At 40.4% G+C, this 17,313-nt stretch carries 12 protein-coding genes and 3 pseudogenes; 6 read left to right on the top strand and 9 right to left on the bottom strand.

What is annotated here, in order from left to right; translation table 11 throughout:
- Positions 1 to 17 precede the first annotated feature (17 nt).
- The 6 genes and pseudogenes from QUD05_RS08110 to QUD05_RS08085 all read right to left on the bottom strand — a co-directional run bounded on the left by QUD05_RS08110 (position 18) and on the right by QUD05_RS08085 (position 5,362).
- On the bottom strand, positions 18 to 1,445 hold the full coding sequence (locus QUD05_RS08110) for a tetratricopeptide repeat protein (RefSeq protein WP_289795614.1): 1,428 nt from the start codon (positions 1,443 to 1,445) through the stop codon (positions 18 to 20).
- A complete protein-coding gene (locus QUD05_RS08105) occupies positions 1,382 to 2,380 on the bottom strand; it encodes a hypothetical protein (protein ID WP_289795613.1) in 999 nt (332 codons plus the stop codon). The genes QUD05_RS08110 and QUD05_RS08105 overlap by 64 nt, the downstream gene beginning before the upstream one ends.
- 620 nt (positions 2,381 to 3,000) lie before the next feature.
- On the bottom strand, positions 3,001 to 3,210 hold the full coding sequence (locus tag QUD05_RS08100; protein ID WP_289795612.1) for a hypothetical protein: 210 nt from the start codon (positions 3,208 to 3,210) through the stop codon (positions 3,001 to 3,003).
- Positions 3,211 to 3,280: 70 nt separating this feature from the next.
- Positions 3,281 to 3,466 (bottom strand): hypothetical protein, encoded by a 186-nt coding sequence (locus QUD05_RS08095; protein WP_289795611.1) that lies wholly within the window; start codon positions 3,464 to 3,466, stop codon positions 3,281 to 3,283.
- Positions 3,467 to 3,625: 159 nt separating this feature from the next.
- A pseudogene (locus QUD05_RS08090) lies at positions 3,626 to 4,015 on the bottom strand (photosynthetic reaction center family protein); the annotation flags it as partial.
- 6 nt (positions 4,016 to 4,021) lie between these two features.
- The gene (locus QUD05_RS08085; RefSeq protein WP_289794346.1) at positions 4,022 to 5,362 is read right to left on the bottom strand and encodes a transposase; all 1,341 of its coding nucleotides are present in this window, start codon (positions 5,360 to 5,362) and stop codon (positions 4,022 to 4,024) included.
- Positions 5,363 to 5,545: 183 nt separating this feature from the next.
- Between QUD05_RS08085 and QUD05_RS08080 the strand changes: the two genes are divergently transcribed.
- The 3 genes from QUD05_RS08080 (at position 5,546) to QUD05_RS08070 (ending at position 11,062) form a co-directional block, all read left to right on the top strand.
- Positions 5,546 to 6,043 (top strand): hydrogenase maturation protease, encoded by a 498-nt coding sequence (locus tag QUD05_RS08080; RefSeq protein WP_289799916.1) that lies wholly within the window; start codon positions 5,546 to 5,548, stop codon positions 6,041 to 6,043.
- A 294-nt stretch (positions 6,044 to 6,337) separates the two neighbouring features.
- Entirely contained in the window at positions 6,338 to 9,982 is a 3,645-nt protein-coding gene (gene nifJ, locus QUD05_RS08075; RefSeq protein ID WP_289795610.1) for a pyruvate:ferredoxin (flavodoxin) oxidoreductase, read from the top strand.
- 48 nt (positions 9,983 to 10,030) lie between these two features.
- On the top strand, positions 10,031 to 11,062 hold the full coding sequence (locus QUD05_RS08070; RefSeq protein WP_289795609.1) for a dihydroorotate dehydrogenase-like protein: 1,032 nt from the start codon (positions 10,031 to 10,033) through the stop codon (positions 11,060 to 11,062).
- 66 nt (positions 11,063 to 11,128) lie between these two features.
- Here QUD05_RS08070 and QUD05_RS08065 read toward each other — a convergent pair whose 3' ends face one another.
- Together QUD05_RS08065 and QUD05_RS08060 are read right to left on the bottom strand one after the other, a co-directional pair.
- Positions 11,129 to 12,055 carry a carbohydrate ABC transporter permease gene (locus tag QUD05_RS08065; RefSeq protein ID WP_289795608.1) on the bottom strand — a complete coding sequence of 309 codons (927 nt, stop codon included), beginning with the start codon at positions 12,053 to 12,055 and terminating at the stop codon, positions 11,129 to 11,131.
- A 48-nt stretch (positions 12,056 to 12,103) separates the two neighbouring features.
- Positions 12,104 to 12,795 (bottom strand): IS1 family transposase gene (locus QUD05_RS08060; RefSeq protein WP_289794349.1). Its coding sequence is split into 2 segments (ribosomal slippage): positions 12,104 to 12,471 and positions 12,471 to 12,795, totalling 693 coding nucleotides; the frame shifts between segments, so codons are not numbered across the junction.
- A gap of 191 nt (positions 12,796 to 12,986) precedes the next feature.
- Between QUD05_RS08060 and QUD05_RS08055 the strand changes: the two genes are divergently transcribed.
- The 3 genes and pseudogenes from QUD05_RS08055 (at position 12,987) to rtcA (ending at position 16,351) form a co-directional block, all read left to right on the top strand.
- Complete coding sequence (locus QUD05_RS08055; protein WP_289795607.1) at positions 12,987 to 13,649, top strand: GIY-YIG nuclease family protein; 663 nt, start codon at positions 12,987 to 12,989, stop codon at positions 13,647 to 13,649.
- A gap of 162 nt (positions 13,650 to 13,811) precedes the next feature.
- Positions 13,812 to 15,158 (top strand): FAD-binding oxidoreductase, encoded by a 1,347-nt coding sequence (locus QUD05_RS08050; RefSeq protein ID WP_289795606.1) that lies wholly within the window; start codon positions 13,812 to 13,814, stop codon positions 15,156 to 15,158.
- A gap of 145 nt (positions 15,159 to 15,303) precedes the next feature.
- A pseudogene (gene rtcA / locus QUD05_RS08045) lies at positions 15,304 to 16,351 on the top strand (RNA 3'-terminal phosphate cyclase).
- A 34-nt stretch (positions 16,352 to 16,385) separates the two neighbouring features.
- Here rtcA and QUD05_RS08040 read toward each other — a convergent pair.
- A pseudogene (locus tag QUD05_RS08040) lies at positions 16,386 to 16,646 on the bottom strand (XisI protein); the annotation flags it as partial.
- Between the last annotated feature and the right edge of the window lie 667 nt (positions 16,647 to 17,313).

The raw sequence follows: 17,313 nt of genomic DNA, 5'->3' as shown, positions 1-17,313 counted from the left end.
TTAGAAAGAGTGCGGCTTTAGCCCTCAGAGGAAAAAATTGGATTATGGGAACACAGGTTTTTGCTGTTTTTACTCCGCTCCAAAAATACAATAAGCTTTCTCATGAATAATTCTAATTGTCTATGCTCTTCAGCAGGGAAACATGCCTCATAACTTTCAGAGTCTAATATTTCTATTTCTTCATAGGTGAAGTCAAATATCATCTCAGAGCCTGAGATTTCTATTTTTTCATACTTCAAGTTAAATATTATAGAGTTTGTCAGAATTCTGCTGATCAATAATTTTTCAGCTTCTGTATTTTTCATATTGTCCATGCATTTTTTCCATATAATCTTTGCATTCTTCAAAATATCACTGATAACGGCATGTGGCAAAACTTCTTGATGCAATATTTGATTCTGTAGAAGCTGATTGAGTTCACTCAACTTCTGATCTATAATTCCCGTCCGATCAATAGTTTCACTCCTAACGAGTAGCTCATAAAATATATGCTTTATTTTGTCAGAAGTTGTCCTATTTGGACATGATTGAAATGCTTTTCGCCAATTTTCATAAGCATTTTTAACATTTTCTTTTCCGCCTTTATATAATAAGACAATAGCGAGATTACCATAGTCAATGTTAGTGATATCCCGTGACCTTATTATTTTATCCAATCCCTTATAAGCTTTTTCTAACCTAGAATTAGCTTTTCTTTCGGTTCCATTTTTTAATTCATCCAAATGACACAGAAAATCAAGCCAAGCAAGCGCACTCCGAGCAGCACGATTATCACATTCTAGTAATCTAGATTCTAAAAAATTTTTTCGACTCTCAACATATTGTCCATGAATAGCTTGGATAATGCCAATTTTAATCTGAATTTCATAGCTATCTGGCTTTAAATCTTTTGCATGTTTATAGTGCTTAAGCGCTTGTTCATATTCACCTAAATAATAATCTAGAGTTCCATATACGGTGAGAATAGAAGGACTATTAGGACTTATTTGCATTGCCTCATAAAGAGCATTTTTTGCATCCTTGTATTGGTCTATACTTAAATAGCAAAGTCCTATTAAACTTAACATTTCTCCAATTTTGATATAATTTATATCATATTTTTTAGCATCAAGACATAACTTTTTAGCTTTATTGAGATCGTTAATAGATTTAGTTCTTTCATAATGACATATCTGATGCAGTGCCTCAGTAAAAAACTTAAATGCTTCCCAACTATGAGTTGATAATGCTTTTTGCGATAAATCAAGAGCAATTCGGTAGGCAAGCTCTTTTATCATGTCAGATAGGTCAGATTTTTTATTAGAATCTTGAAGTTTTTGAGTTATTTTGTAAGCATGGACTTCGGAAATATGAGTGGTTTGTTGGTAGCGAGCTGCTATTTCTAAAGGGGAATTTTGTTTTTGGACAATAGTTCCAGTGATGACTTGCACAGATCCCTGAGCCACAACTGCCGTAAAGCCAGCAATAGTTTACCTAATTGTAGTGATGTCCCTCCAGATACAGTAACTGTTCCTAATTCCTCAAGAGTATTTTCTAATTTTTCTCCATTGATTTCTCCTAAAGGAAAAATTATATCTTCTCTACAAACAGCTAAAAGGGAAGAGCTAGATCGTACTTTTAGTTTTCCATCTTCAAGAAAATTATGAATGTGAGAAATTTGATGTAGTTCCGCAGTTAGCTGATCGGCAATCGATTGTTTCTCACGTAAACTATCTTTCTGATTTTCATCATCAAAACCAAATGGTTGGATAATTATTCCGGGAGAGCTCGATAGCCAGCGATGTAAAAGATATAAAACAGTAACAAGAATGATAATTGTTATCAGCGAAAGAAATTTTCCAGCATCAAATGTATATAAATAATCTACTAAAAGATAGTTTTCTGGAAAAATCCAATTTTTATTTGTTGTAATTGATTTGTTGATTATATCAAAATATTTTACAGCTAAAAAACCTAATAGGAAAAATATAAATAATCGGATTACCTTGAGCCTTATAGAAAATTTTAAAAACAAAAATAATAAAGAAAAAACAAATCCAAGAAGGAATATTTGCAGCAGAATAAACCTGGATATTCGCTTCTGTATATCACCCGAAATATCTTTCATGCCTAGTAGATCAAAGCAAATCTTGAGATTATTCTTGAGGAATCCCTGAAAACATGCGCCAAATTCATAAATCTTCAGATAATCCCAAAGAAATGCAATCAATAATGCCAATGTGATACATAATATACTCAAGCCCCAATCTGGCCAATTTTTATATTCTTGAAACCATCTGCATATCTTTTGCATTGTACTCTTTAGAGATATTTGCACCTCTTTCACTCTTTCGTCTAAAATTTTTTCGTATAAATCACATAAATCAGAGATAAAAAACATTTTACAGCCTCGCTAGTTTTTCAATTTTTTGCTATTCAAAGTTTGTAATAATGGGTAAAACAAGCTTTTAATGATTTCCCCCTCATTTTTCTACAGGAGAGGATTTGACTATGGCGATCGCCTGTAGCCAGAATGGCTTTATCGAACTGCCAAGAGCGCCAAGAACATAATGAAATAAGTTTACGAATGATTCAGAATTGCTATAGCTTTACTTATATGTCAATAATTTGAGGAACTTGTGAGGATTAGTTCAAAGCTTCTCTATCTCCTCACATTTTCCTGAAGTTTTTTATCTAACTTCAAAATCGGGTTAGACAGCTAAAAAGTATGAATTGTAATGCGATGTCTACGACGGGCTACGCCTACGCCATTGGTTACGGATTATAAAGTCTGACTATCGCCCTTCAATCAACCCATAGAGAAACAAACTGGAAATATTTGCCACTAAACAAACCGCGATCGCTTAATTTTAAATTGAGAATCACTAGCGATCGCAGATTTATTTAACTGGTTAGAAGCAAATCAACCAGAGTCCGTACTTAACTAACTTTTGTGCCCTATGAATTATTGACAAATGCTTGATAATCTGAATCTGTTCCTGATGGGGCTAGATTCAAAACTCACTGTGAGGAATTTCTCAATTTGTTATGTTCTTCTTGAGTAACCCGGTACACTTCTTTGTCCATCATGTGGATTTCATACTCTGCTTCTTTTCCAGGGAAAAATAAAAATCCTGGCTGTTCTTCTTCTACTTCTACTATTTCAGAAATTGCATTAGGATTTATCTCAACATGAACGCCTTCTGTAGTTTTCACTTCTACAGGTTCCATGCCACCCCTCCTTGCTATTGAAGTAGCTTTATGACTAATATTGGTAGATTAATACTATTACAATTAAAACTTACTTACTCAAACTAGCAAAAATACTTAATGCTTCACCAATAGCAGATGCAGAAACCTTAGCCTGAAAGATGCAAGCACCCCTAGCTGTAGGCAGTGCGATCGCAACTAGAACCGCTTGATCTGCACTAAGGGATCTGCGGGTTAATAGTGTCCCAGCCAGGAGGGTTTTCAACAGAAATAACATTGTTCAGCACCAAAAAGATCATAAAAATCATTGACAAACAGACATCAATGAATAGCCTTGGAGATACTGCGAATTTACAAGTTCATTTGGAGACACTTGACGAGGGTCTGTTAGATTTTACAGCGATCGCAGATTTTTGCAGATTTATCAAAACTGAATTTAGGAAACTGGAATAGGTTGACCGCTAGACAGAACCAAAGGAAAATTATGAACATTAGGGGCGTGCATTGCATTTATACCAAGATTGGCACGGTTCAGCATATCAGCGTCGGTTCTAATTACTTCACCCCGACTATCTAAGATGGAATGATTAAAGTTCAATCCATTGATATTAAATGCCATCGAACATACACCCATCGCTGCAAACCAAATACCTACCGTTGGTAATGCTGCTAATAATAAATGGAAAGCACGATGATTTTTGCTAGCAAAGGGAGGAATCAACAACCGACCCAAGAAGCCATAGTGTCCTGCCAAGTAATTGTAGGTGGCTTTCTGCTGACCCAACTTATATCCGGCATTAATTGATTCATTTTCATCAATACCTCTGCCAATTTACGAGGGTTCAACGCCAGTGGAAACGGGATGAATACGTCCTAAAGAAGTAAGCTTGGCAAAAATCTGGGTTAATAAAATAGGCTCAGGGATTTCGGGAAGCATTTTTAACATTTCACGAACATATCGAAAACCACGATGGTAAGCCTTAAGGTCAATAATGCCAGAACCGGGATTGAGTTGCTGGAAATCAGCGAGAAGATGGTGGGATAAATTGACCATAAAAAATGCTAAATTAGAAGCATTAGTCACGGCAGTTTGGCTCAGGTTCATAAAATCTTCCAATCCCCAAAACTGCTTGGCATCCCTAAAATTAAACTCGATTTGGAAACGGAGTTTGTAATAGTCGATAATTTTTTCAAATGACAGAGTTAGGTCGCTAGAAAAAATAATTACATGGCTGCAAGCATTAGTTTTAAGATTGGTTTTGACCAAAATCACTACATTGAGAGCTTGGGCAAATTCTTTGTGAATAAGAGTGGCTTGATAAATATCAGTTTGAATATCATCCTCAATAGCACTTTTACATAAGTATTTGTCAGGTATATTACGATAGTCTAGCTTATCACCGTATTTACGACGAGAGCGCTTACTGGAGTCAGGATTTTCATAAGGGAAGTATAATGCTGAATCATGGCGCAATTTGGAAATTATCTGCAAGTTGACAAGACGTGCCATCTGCAAAGCATTGTTGTTACCAAAATGACCATCTACTACCAAGTAGGTGAGGGAAATAGAGTTAGCTAATAACTTGAATAGTGAACCAATCATTTTCTGAATTAGTATTAATTCAGATGTTAATATCACTTCCTTTTTATTTTTGTTTTTACTTCCTTTTGGTCGTCCACGCCCACGCTTTTCTTTTTTGTTTGGTTTTTCGATTGTCGAGGTACTTTTTGTTTGAGTATCTTTCTTTATTACCTGTTCTATCTGAATCGGAAACGAGTGCCTCTGTTCAACACTCACTAATGATAATACAAAGAAAGATAATCCTGATATCGGTTTATTGGCTAGGCTAGAAAAGAATCTATCTAATCCATAAGTCTTTTTACCCGATTTACTGACTACAACTTCATCTCCTGCAAGCAAATATACCTCATTCGCACGGAACAAATGCTTGCGGAAAAATAGCCAAAACAATGTAGCCCAAGGTATTACTGTATGAAAAAACCGCAACATCGTCCGATAACTACCACCAATGCCTGCCCAACGGGAAATTCCCAACATCGTGACTCGTCCGCTCATCGCTAACATAGCCAGGATTATCTGGTTCAATTGCCGCATCGTCGTAGCGTTTATCTGCGGTAGCAAGCATTGTAGCAGTGATAAGATATCGGACATGGGCTGATTGTAGTTTTTGAGTTGTCGTTGTGAGAGACAATAACTCTACTACATCGGCCCTCTCTCCTCATCCTCTTATTTTGGCTAAGGTATTGACAACTAAAAAGTATGTGTAATGTGATGGGCTACGCAGAGGCGATGTCTACGACGGTAACAGAGCGTTGGTCATTAAGCGTAGCCGAAATGAGCCGAAGTGCTGGCTACGCCTACGCAATTGGTTACGGTAACGAGTTGCGTAGTGATGATGGCATTGGTCCACGAGTAGCTAGGGCGTTGCAGCTATCGAATGTGAAATCTATTGCTGTCCACCAACTCACCCCCGAACTTGCCCAAGCGTTGGCTAATAGTGATTTGGCAGTATTTATTGATGCTTGTTTAGCGTCCGAAAATTCCCAGGTGCAAGTACAATCGCTCTTACCTAACTCTTCCAATGTTATCGCTGGACATACAGTCGATCCGCGATCGCTTCTAGCTCTAACTCAAGCTATATACGGTTATTGTCCGCCAGCTTGGTGGGTGACAATACCAGGAGAAAACTTTGAATTAGGTGAGAATCTATCACCTCTTGCTGAACAAGGAATAGAGATAGCAATTGATCAAATAAACCACTTAATCAAAACCGCGAGGAAAGAATTATGCATGAAGTTGGCAAAATCTAGAAAATTTCCTGCTGCGGATTGAAAAGGAAGAACCACTGCGATCGCATATTCAAAGTCTCAAAGTTTCTTGGCTCGATCCCTTTATATCATGTCCGCTTGATTACTTAACTAAACCCCAAGAACCCCACCCCGCCAAAGCTGCGCTTTGTCTCCCCTCTCCGCTTGCGGGGAGGGGTGCAATGACTGTGGAAATCATAACTAATTATGCGGACATGATATTAGTTCTTCACAAGTTTCTCAACTCCTTATTCTAATGTCAAAAGTAGGTTCAGGTTAATCATTACTAGCCCTTAGAGACTTTCGCAGGTGCAAGAAGATGCAGGACAAAACATTTGCAACCATAGACGGCAATGAGGCTGTTGCTCAAATTGTCTATCGACTGAATGAGGTTATTGCAATTTACCCAATTACTCCTTCTTCACCGATGGCTGAGTGGGCCGATGCTTGGGCTAGTGAGGGTAAACCCAATATTTGGGGTACTGTTCCCTCGGTAGTACAGATGCAGAGTGAAGGAGGTGTGGCTGGTGCTGTACATGGTGCTTTGCAAACTGGTTCACTGACAACCACATTTACAGCATCGCAGGGATTATTGTTGATGATCCCCAATATGTACAAGATTGCTGGAGAATTAATACCTACAGTATTTCATATTGCCGCGCGATCGCTAGCCGCGCAAGCTCTCTCTATTTTCGGCGACCACAGCGATGTCATGGCGGCGCGTGGTACTGGTTTTGCTATGTTGTGTGCCGCATCAGTGCAAGAAGCACAAGATTTTGCATTGATAGCAACACGAGCAACCCTAGAATCACGGATACCCTTTCTGCACTTTTTTGATGGCTTTCGTACCTCCCACGAAATTAACAAAGTAGAAACTTTAACAGAAGATGACCTGCGAGAATTCATTCCCGATGAATTAGTATTCGCTCATCGGTCACGCGCCCTCACTCCCGACAAACCAGTTTTGCGCGGTACAACACAAAACCCTGATGTCTACTTCCAAGCCAGGGAAACTGTCAATCCTTACTATCTAGCTTGTCCAGACATCACTCAGAAAGTCATGGATGAATTTGCCGCCATGACTGGGCGACAGTACCAACTATTTGAATACCACGGCGACCCAGCAGCCGAACGAGTTATTGTGCTGATGGGTTCCGGTTGCGAAGCTGTACATGAAACAGTAGATTACCTCAACGCCCGTGGTGAGAAAGTCGGCGTTTTGAAAGCAAGACTATATCGCCCATTTGATGCTATGCGATTTGTCGCCGCCTTGCCAGAAACTATCCGTACCATCGCAGTTTTAGACCGCACCAAAGAGCCAGGCGCATCTGGTGAGCCATTGTATTTGGATGTAGTCGCTGCTATCCATGAAGCATGGGAGCAGGGGAGCAGGGGAGTAGAGGAGAAATTAGAGTTAAATTCCCCCCTGCCCCTCTGCCCCTCTGCCCCTCCGCCCAAAATTCTTGGTGGTCGCTACGGTTTATCTTCCAAAGAATTCACACCAGCGATGATTAAAGCCATTTTTGATAATCTGGCTACGGCTGAACCAAAAAATCATTTTACTATCGGTATTAACGATGATGTCACCCACACCAGCTTGAATTATGATCCTGACTTTAGCATTGAACCAGACAATATAATAAGAGCTATTTTTTATGGTTTGGGTGCTGATGGTACAGTCGGTGCTAATAAAAACTCAATCAAAATTATTGGAGAAGAAACAAACAATTACGCTCAAGGCTATTTTGTTTACGATTCCAAGAAATCAGGTTCGGTCACAGTTTCTCATCTACGCTTTGGTTCACAACCGATTCGCTCGACCTATTTAATCAGTAAAGCTAACTTTGTTGCCTGTCATCAATGGGAATTTATTGAAAAATTTCCGATATTGAAAGACATCATATCAGATGGTACATTTTTGGTAAATTCTCCTTATGAAAAGGATGAAGTTTGGGATCATCTGCCGCCATCAGTACAAGAGCAAATTATCGAAAAGCATCTGAAATTTTATGTAATTAATGCCTATAAAGTCGCTCATCAAGCAGGCATGGTAGGAAGAATCAACACAGTAATGCAGGTTTGTTTCTTCGCCTTATCAGGTGTATTGCCACGAGAAAAAGCAATCGCCTACATCAAAAACTCCATCCGCAAGACTTATAGCAAGAAGGGCGACGAAATTGTGCAGATGAACATCAAAGCGGTAGATACTACATTGGATAATTTGTATGAGGTAGAGAATAGGGAATTGGGAACTTGTACTGAGCGCAGTCGAGGTATAGGGAATGGGAAAGAAAAACAATCTTCAATTCCTGATGCTGCACCTGCTTTTGTCCATGATGTTTTAAGTAAAATGATTGCCCGTCAAGGAGATGAACTGCCAGTTAGTGCTTTACCAGCAGACGGTACTTATCCTACAGGTACAGCAAAATGGGAAAAGCGTAATATTGCCCAAGAAATACCCGTTTGGGATACAGATGTCTGCATTCAGTGTGGTAAGTGCGTGATGGTGTGTCCTCACAGTGTCATCCGCAGTAAGGTTTACGAACCGCAGCAGTTAGAAAACGCACCATCAACGTTTAAGAGTGCCAATGCCAAAGACCACGATTGGACAGGTTTGAAATATACTATCCAAGTGGCAGCAGAAGATTGTACTGGCTGCGGTATTTGCGTAGATGTTTGTCCGGCGAAGAATAAATCAGAACTACGCCGTAAAGCGATTAACATGGAACCGCAATTACTATTACGGGAACCAGAACGGGAAAATTGGGATTTCTTTTTGAATATTCCCAATCCAGATAGAAGTCATCTGAAACTGACTCATATTAACCAGCAGCAAATGCAGGAGCCATTGTTTGAATTTTCTGGGGCTTGCGCTGGGTGTGGCGAGACACCTTATATTAAATTAGCAACACAGTTGTTTGGCGATCGCATGATTGTCGCCAACGCCACTGGTTGTTCTTCTATTTATGGCGGGAATTTACCCACTACCCCCTGGACGCACAATACCGAAGGACGCGGCCCAGCTTGGTCAAATTCGTTATTTGAAGATAACGCTGAATTTGGACTTGGTTTTCGCATTTCGATTGATAAGCAAGCAGAATTTGCCGCTGAATTACTCAAACAACTAACCACAGATGTGGGTGAAGAACTGGTAAATGGTATCCTCAATGCCGAACAAAAAGATGAAGCTGATATTTGGGAACAACGCGAACGAATTGTTATCCTGAAGCAACAGTTAGAAACAATTATCAGTAGTCAATCACCACTGACAAACAAAGCAAAGCAACTCTTAAGTATTGCTGATTACTTAATAAAAAAGAGTGTCTGGATTATCGGTGGTGATGGCTGGGGTTATGATATTGGATTTGGTGGACTAGATCACGTCTTAGCCAGTGGACACAACGTTAATATTCTCATTCTTGATACTGAGGTTTATTCTAATACGGGTGGACAAATGTCTAAAGCCACACCCAAAGCAGCTGTAGCCAAATTTGCGTCTGGGGGTAAAGTTGCACCTAAAAAAGACTTGGGTTTAATGGCGATGACTTACGGCAATGTCTATATTGCCAGCGTCGCAATGGGCGCACGGGATGAACACACTCTTAAGGCATTCCTAGAAGCTGAGGCTTATGAAGGACCATCGCTAATTATTGCCTACAGCCATTGTATTGCCCACGGTATCAACATGAGTACAGCAATGCAGAATCAAAAAGCTGCTGTCGATTCAGGTCAATGGTTACTGTATCGATTTAATCCAGACCGCATCAAACAAGGAGAAAACCCACTACAACTTGATTCACGCACACCAAAGTTACCGCTAGAGCAATATATGTATCTAGAAAATCGCTTCAAAATGTTGACTAAGAGTAACGAAGAAGTAGCACAGCAGTTACTTAAAGAAGCTCAAGCAGATGTGAAAACCCGTTGGCAAATGTATGAATATTTGGCAGCACGGCAACTATAGAATGCTGACTTAGTACTCAGAACTTAGCACTTTTTTATCGAGGTTGTTATGGATTTGACTACAACTTATTTGGGGATGAAATTGCGATCGCCTCTTGTTCCCTCTGCATCACCTCTCTCTGAGGATATTGATAACATTCAGCGAATGGAAGACGCAGGTGCAGCAGCAGTGGTGATGCATTCACTATTTGAGGAACAGTTGCACTTAGAACGTTATGAACTCCATCATCACCTCACTCACGGTACTGAAAGTTTTCCTGAAGCCTTGACTTACTTCCCTGATTCAATCAACTTTCGGGTGGGGCCAGAAACTTATTTAGAGCATATCTACAAAGCCAAGCAGAAGGTAGGCATTCCGATTATTGCCAGTCTCAATGGCTCATCCGTTGGTGGATGGACAAACTATGCCAAACAAATTCAGCAAGCGGGAGCAGACGCACTCGAATTGAATATTTACTATGTTCCTACCGATATGGAACTAACGAGTAATGAAATTGAGCAGACTTATATTGATATTCTTCGTGCAGTTAAAGCAGCAGTAATTATCCCTGTAGCAGTCAAACTCAGCCCCTATTTTACCAATATGGCAAATATGGCAAAACGTTTGAATGAGGCGGGTGCTGATGCTTTGGTACTATTTAACCGCTTTTACCAGCCGGATATTAACCTCAATCTCCTCGATGTTGAACCCAATGTGCTGTTAAGTACACCGCAATCAATGCGATTACCTCTGCGATGGATTGCGATTCTCTATGGTTGCATTCATGCTGATTTGGCTGCAACTAGCGGTATTCATCGGGGCGATGATGCTTTAAAAATGCTCATGGCTGGTGCCAAGATTACGATGCTTTGCTCGGTACTGCTACGACATGGGATCAACCAGATTCGAGTCATTGAGCAGGAAATGCGCGAATGGATGCAACAACACGAATACGAATCAGTACAACAAATGCAAGGAAGTATGAGTCAAAAGCATTGCCCAAATCCTAGCGCCTTTGAACGTGCCCAGTATATGCGCTCTCTTAGCACCTATAAACCTGAATGGAAAGCCGATCATGACACATCGTATTACTTTGGTTAGAGCAAACAAAAAAGTTATCGAATCGGATGATTTTTCTAAATTTAATATATTTAAATTAAGTCTATATTAAATTGTGATATCATCACCTTGCTGATTAATAGTTAATCGCAAAACTGACAATCCTAAAATTATCAAAAATAGCACCAGACCAATCGTGCAAGCATAGCTAATTTCCAAGTTATTAAAGGCTTGCTCATATAAATAATAAACAATCGTCTTCGAGCTACTGAGTGGGCCTCCTTGAGTCATAATGTAGACTTCTTCAAAGACTTTGGTCGCAGAAATAGCCGAAATTACCGCCACTAGTGCTAGATATGGCTTCATTAAAGGTATGGTAATATCCCAATGTTTGCTGATACCATCAGAGCCATCAATGGCTGCGGCTTCGTACACATCAGCGGGAATTGATTGCAACCCTGCTAAATAAATCACCATGTAGTAGCCTAATCCTTTCCACACGGTGACAGCCATGACACTGGCAAGAGAAATTGGTACAATGCCTAAGATTTTTGCTGGGCTAGTTAGCCAAGGAATACCTTCTGGAAAAAGACCTAAAGCTTTAAATAACTGATTCAGTAATCCGTTTTCTGCATACAGCCATTTCCAAGCTATTCCCGCAACCACCATTGAAATTACCACTGGAGTGTAGTACGCTGCTCTAAACCAATTCATTCCCCGCAATTTCTGATTTACCAAAATTGCCAGTACTAAGGGAGCAATTACTAAAATTGGTACTACACCTACAAGATATAAAAAAGTGTTTTCCAAGGTTTTCCAAAAAACTGCATCCTTCCAAAGCTTGAGAAAGTTGGCTAAACCTATCCATTGTGGCGGCTGGGCAATGTCTTCATAACTGGTAAAACTGAGGTAAAAGGCTTGCAGTGCAGGCCAAAAGACAGTTAACCCTAAAAGAACTAGGGCGGGTAATAAAAATAAATAAGGGGTAAGCCGTTGTTTAATGAACATCCAATTTTTAGGTATCAATTGATTCATAAGAAGTTTAATAGTTGTTTTTGCGGCGTTGCATAATGGCGGTATGAATCATACTGAAACTGGAACATCCCAAAACTTGAGATAGTGAAGTAGCAATCGAATCGAGTATTTCAGCATTTGTGCTGATTTGGAATAACATAGCGTTTTTCGATGCAATCGAGCGAGATAGTGGCGCAACCGGGTGTTTTCCCCCTCAACTCGTGTCATGTAAGTCTTGCTCACAATCTGGTCGCCCTCTGGAATAAAGCCTGGATAGACCAACCATCCATCCGTGACATAGAAATAGCACTGCCAAGTACCTACAATATCCCATAACGGTCGAAAAGTTTCGGCGCTATGGTCGCCCAAAACCCACGCTAAAATACCTTGTGTGAAGTGGTTCACTGCTGTCCAAAGCCAAACTTTGTTTTTTTTGAGCCGACGAACGTTTCTAGTTCATCGAGTTCGCCAACTTCTGGAATTGTCTCTGGATCATAAACATCAGGTAGCAGTTCTCCTACAAGTTTTACCCAAGTAATCAATGTCGTGTGATGCACACCTTTGACCCGTTCAATGCCACGAAATCCCATACCATTAACGTACATTTTCAGGCATTCCCGTTTCACTTCATCACTGTATCCTTGAGGTGGTTCGTACCGATCAATAAATTGGCGATCGCAATTACAGCAAATGTGATTCTGTTTACCTCTTTTATTTCCGTTCTTACGGATATGAGACGACCCACAACGCGGACATTCCATCCAGTTTTACCTCAATTCATACCGCCATTATGCAACGCCGTTTTTGCTTTGTCAGAATAAGAATTTGGAGATGTGAGTAGATTTAAGCTTCAATATTTTAAGGGCATTATTTGCTTGTGTAAGCATTGGCGTCGCCTCTCATAGAGAAGTTCGTCGTAGACATCGCTAATTAATAACTCGGAGAAACTGCAATGGAAACTCAGCACAATCCGCCAATTGAACATCAAAATGTCCCCATAAACCACCGTGGACTGCATGATTTTTTGTATAGTTCTGACAACGAACACACCGCCATTGAGGTGAGTATAACTCCTGAACTGGCAAACAATGGTACTGAAATCATTGAGTTTGAGGCTTGGAGTGTAGCTGCTCAGAACGCTAAAATTGCCGGAGTTTACGCAGTATTAGATGCAGAACGCCGCACGCAGTACATTGGCTATTCTCGGAATGTGTTGCTTTCCTTAAACAGCCATCTTCGCCAAAATGGCGAGCAAAGGTGTGCTTTTGTACGTGTGCAAGCATTCAAATTTCCCAAACGTCAAGAAATGGAAGATTTGCGAGATGCGTGGATAGCAGAACTCGAAAGTATGCCACCTGGTAATGCAAATGATGGCGGAATGTGGGCTAGTACGGTAGGTGAAGCGACTAAGGCGGTAATGTCAGAAGCCCAACTTCAAGCCTACGAGGAGAAAAAGCTAAAACTGCGGAAAGCAATGGCTGATACAACTCTTTCTAAAGAGTTAGAAACAATAGATGCGAGTGAAGCCGAACGTCAGCGTCAACTTGAAGCTGCTGTGAAAAACGATGACTGGAGTGTAATTATTGACGCACAGACAGAGGAAACTAAGTATTGATTTTTGTCTGCTTTGCGCTATCTGACTTTTTGAGTAAGTGGCATGAAAGTTCTGTGAAAGATGAGAGGATTTTAAAACGCAGAGGGGCGCTGAGGGAAGCGCAAAGGTTCGCAGAGGAGTGAATTCTTTGCGTTCCTCTGCGTTAAAAAATAAGGTATTGATATGATGACAAAATTAGACGCTCTGATTAATTCTCTAGAAGGCATAGAAATTATTACCGACTCTATCCAAGTCGCAAAATTATCCCAGGATTATCACACTTTTAGCCCTGTGTTAGTGTCGAAATTAGAGGGAAAAGTTGGGGATATCGTAGTGCGTCCCGCTAATGAAGCAGAGGTTTTAAAAGTTGCAGCTGCCTGTGCAAAACATCGTATACCTGTAACTGTGCGAGGTGCGGGAACTGGGAATTATGGGCAATGTGTACCGTTGCATGGTGGCGTAATTTTAGATATGACGCGGTTGCAAGAGATTCTTTGGGTAAAACCGGGAGTGGCGCGGGTAGAAGCTGGGGTGAAGTTGGCAGCTTTGGATAAAAAAACACGAGAAATCGGCTGGGAAATCCGTATGGCTCCTTCTACATACCGCACAGCGACAATTGGCGGATTTATTGCTGGGGGAAGTGGGGGTATTGGCTCGATTCAATATGGGTTACTAGGCGATCGCGGTAATATCTTAGCATTGCGAGTGATCACTGTAGAAGATGAACCCCGTGCGATCGCATTACGCGGCGATGATGTCCAAAAGGTAAATCATGCTTGGGGAATTAATGGCATCATCACTGAAGTGGAAATTCCTTTAGGGCCAGCTTATCCTTGGGCAGAAGTCATTGTCACCTTTGACGACTTTATGACAGCAGCAAAGTTTGGTCAGGCAATTGGCAATGCTGATGGCATGATTAAGAAGTTGATTTCTGTTTTTGCATCCCCAATTTCCCAATATTTTCACGCAGTACAAGAGTATATTCCTGAAGGAACTCACTCAGTATTTTTGATAATTTCTGAACCAAGTTTGGAATTCTTACCGACTTTGGTGCAGCAATACGGCGGCCAGATTACATATAAAAAATCAGCTGAGGAAGCAGCCAAAGGTACACATTTAGCAGAATTTAGCTGGAACCACACTACCTTGCTTGCCCGGAGTGTAGATGCTGGTATTACATACTTACAGAGTCTCTTTCCTAATGATGGCAATTTGCAATTAGTAGAGCAGATGTATAATTACTTCGGTGATGAGGTAATGATGCATTTAGAATTTTTTCGGGTGAATGGTGTCGTAGTTCCTGGCGCTTTGCAACTTGTGCGTTACACCACAGAAGAACGCCTCAATGAAATTATCCGCTATCACGAAGAACAGGGTGTGAGTATTGCCAATCCTCATACGTATATTATTGAAGACGGCGGTAGAAAAGTTATCGATCCTGAAAAGTTAAAATTTAAAGAAATAGTCGATCCTTATGGGTTGATGAACCCCGGTAAAAGCAAGGTTATTCAATTCCATACTCAAAATTAGCAAACTACAGAAACACATATCAGAAATTTCTCTGTATATTTGTGTAACTTAGCTCCAAAAAGCTAGTTGCTGGGCGTTTATAATTTGTGGTTTGATTTTAAGAGCCGTGGGGATAACCCAAAATCCAACATTCCAATAATCGCCCATGATTGAAATTGACGGTTCCTACGGAGAGGGAGGCGGACAAGTTCTTCGCACTTCCTTAAGTCTAGCCGCCATTACCGGCGAACCCATACGAATTACAGGCATTCGCGCTGGACGCAAAAAGCCAGGATTAGCAGCACAACATTTAACAGCAGTTCGGGCGGCGGCGAGAATTTGTAATGCCCAACTACGGGGTGATGCTTTGGGTTCAATGCTGCTGGAATTCATCCCAGGTAGTGCTGTGCAAGCTGGAATTTATACCTTTGATGTTAGTAAAGCACAACAAGGTGGTTCTGCGGGTGCGATCGCTCTAGTTCTTCAAACAATTCTCTTACCTTTGGCATTAGCATCTGGCAATTCCCTGGTGACACTAAAGGGTGGAACTCATGTGAACTTTAGCCCGACAGCGACGTACATTGAGCAAGTTTATCTGCCTATACTGCAACGCATGGGTGTAGAAGCCCAAGTCAAGTTAGGCGCTTGGGGGTGGTATCCCCAAGGTGGGGGTGAGGTAGAGTTACAGGTAGATGGCGGTGGTAAACTCGGTGGGATCGACTTGTTGGAACGGGGCGATTTACAACAGGTGCGAGGACTAGCAGTGGTGACGGAATTGCCTTCCCATATTCCGCAACGGATGGCGAATCGTGCGGAGAATTTGTTACGGTCAGCCCATTTAAAAGTTGCTGTACAGACTTTACGAGAAAGAGGTGTAGCACCTGGGGCGGGTATTTTTTTAACTGCTGAGTATCAGAATAGCTTAACTGGCTTTGGTGGATTTGGGCGTTTGCGATTGTCGGCGGAAACAGTTGCAGAGATTGCTTGTCAGCAACTGCTTGAGTTTCATTACACGGGCGCACCAGTGGATGAACATTTAGCAGATCAGTTATTATTGCTTAGCTGCTTTAGCTTCGCAAGAAAGTCATTATCGGGTGGCTGAAGTGAGTAGGCATTTGACGACGAATGCAGCAGTTATTGAACAGTTTGGGCTAGCGCAAATTATGGTAGATGAAGCTGAAAAAATAGTGTCAGTAAAGAGTTTGACTAGATAAAATAAGTATGTATATTTACTAACTCTTATGTGCTTCAACTAGCAGCAAAGTCAGTAAATTTTCGTTTGTATGGGGCTTTAAAAGCCAAAACTATATCTTGTTTAGGAACTCCAGCTTCTACTAATTCATTCGCCACTCCGATTTCGGTTCCATCGCGTTCGATCCAAATTTTGGCATCTTTAATTTCTACATAAATAATACAACCAAATATTCGCGTTAGCTCTTGCCAACCAATGTTCATAACTTGATAGCGATCGCGTTCAGTATCAAATAACAATTTGACTTCTGTCTGACTATTTGAGCGATTTTTGGCATGACTTTATTATGAAATATATCTTTAGCTGGCATACATATATTAAATTTATTTAACCACTACTCATACCATAAAGCGATCGCTGAGGAATATTTAGGACTTGGATAAAACCAAGTCTAGTTTTGAAATGCTTATTTTATGAACAGAGTTTTTATATTTGCGTACTCAAATAAATTTAGTAACTATTTTATATTTTTCAGTCTGATTTTATACTTAATTATTTTGCCTACTTAAATTTGAAATGATGATGTATCAAAAAAATATCTTACATCAGGTAATGTAAATTGATTTTTACTGCTTGTGAGAAATGCGGGTGGCTAACCTAAGCGTTTTTTTCTCACTTGTGAGAAATTCAGGAAGTCCCGTTTGCTTGACTTACAGCGTGCCAAACGCTTGTTTTATAGAGACTGTCTCCTGCCTTTCTTCGGAGATGTCTAATAATAATCGCCCTTGGTAGCTTGAAATATCGATGATATAAAGGAGACAATAAAAATAGCCAAAGTAAAAACTTGCCCCGAAAAGGCAATTTCAATGCTTTGAAAAGTCACAGCAAAGTTGACATCTCAAGCTGTATACGCTTTTGAATATCCTTTAAAATGACTGTTTAGAAGCGTCAAGGTCTAATTTATAGAGGATTTCTCCTAAAAGA

The organism is Nostoc sp. GT001 (assembly GCF_030382115.1).
Classification (GTDB): Bacteria; Cyanobacteriota; Cyanobacteriia; order Cyanobacteriales; family Nostocaceae; genus Nostoc.
Note: the sequence above shows the minus strand (reverse complement) of the source record. Positions and strands in the feature narration are given on the sequence as shown.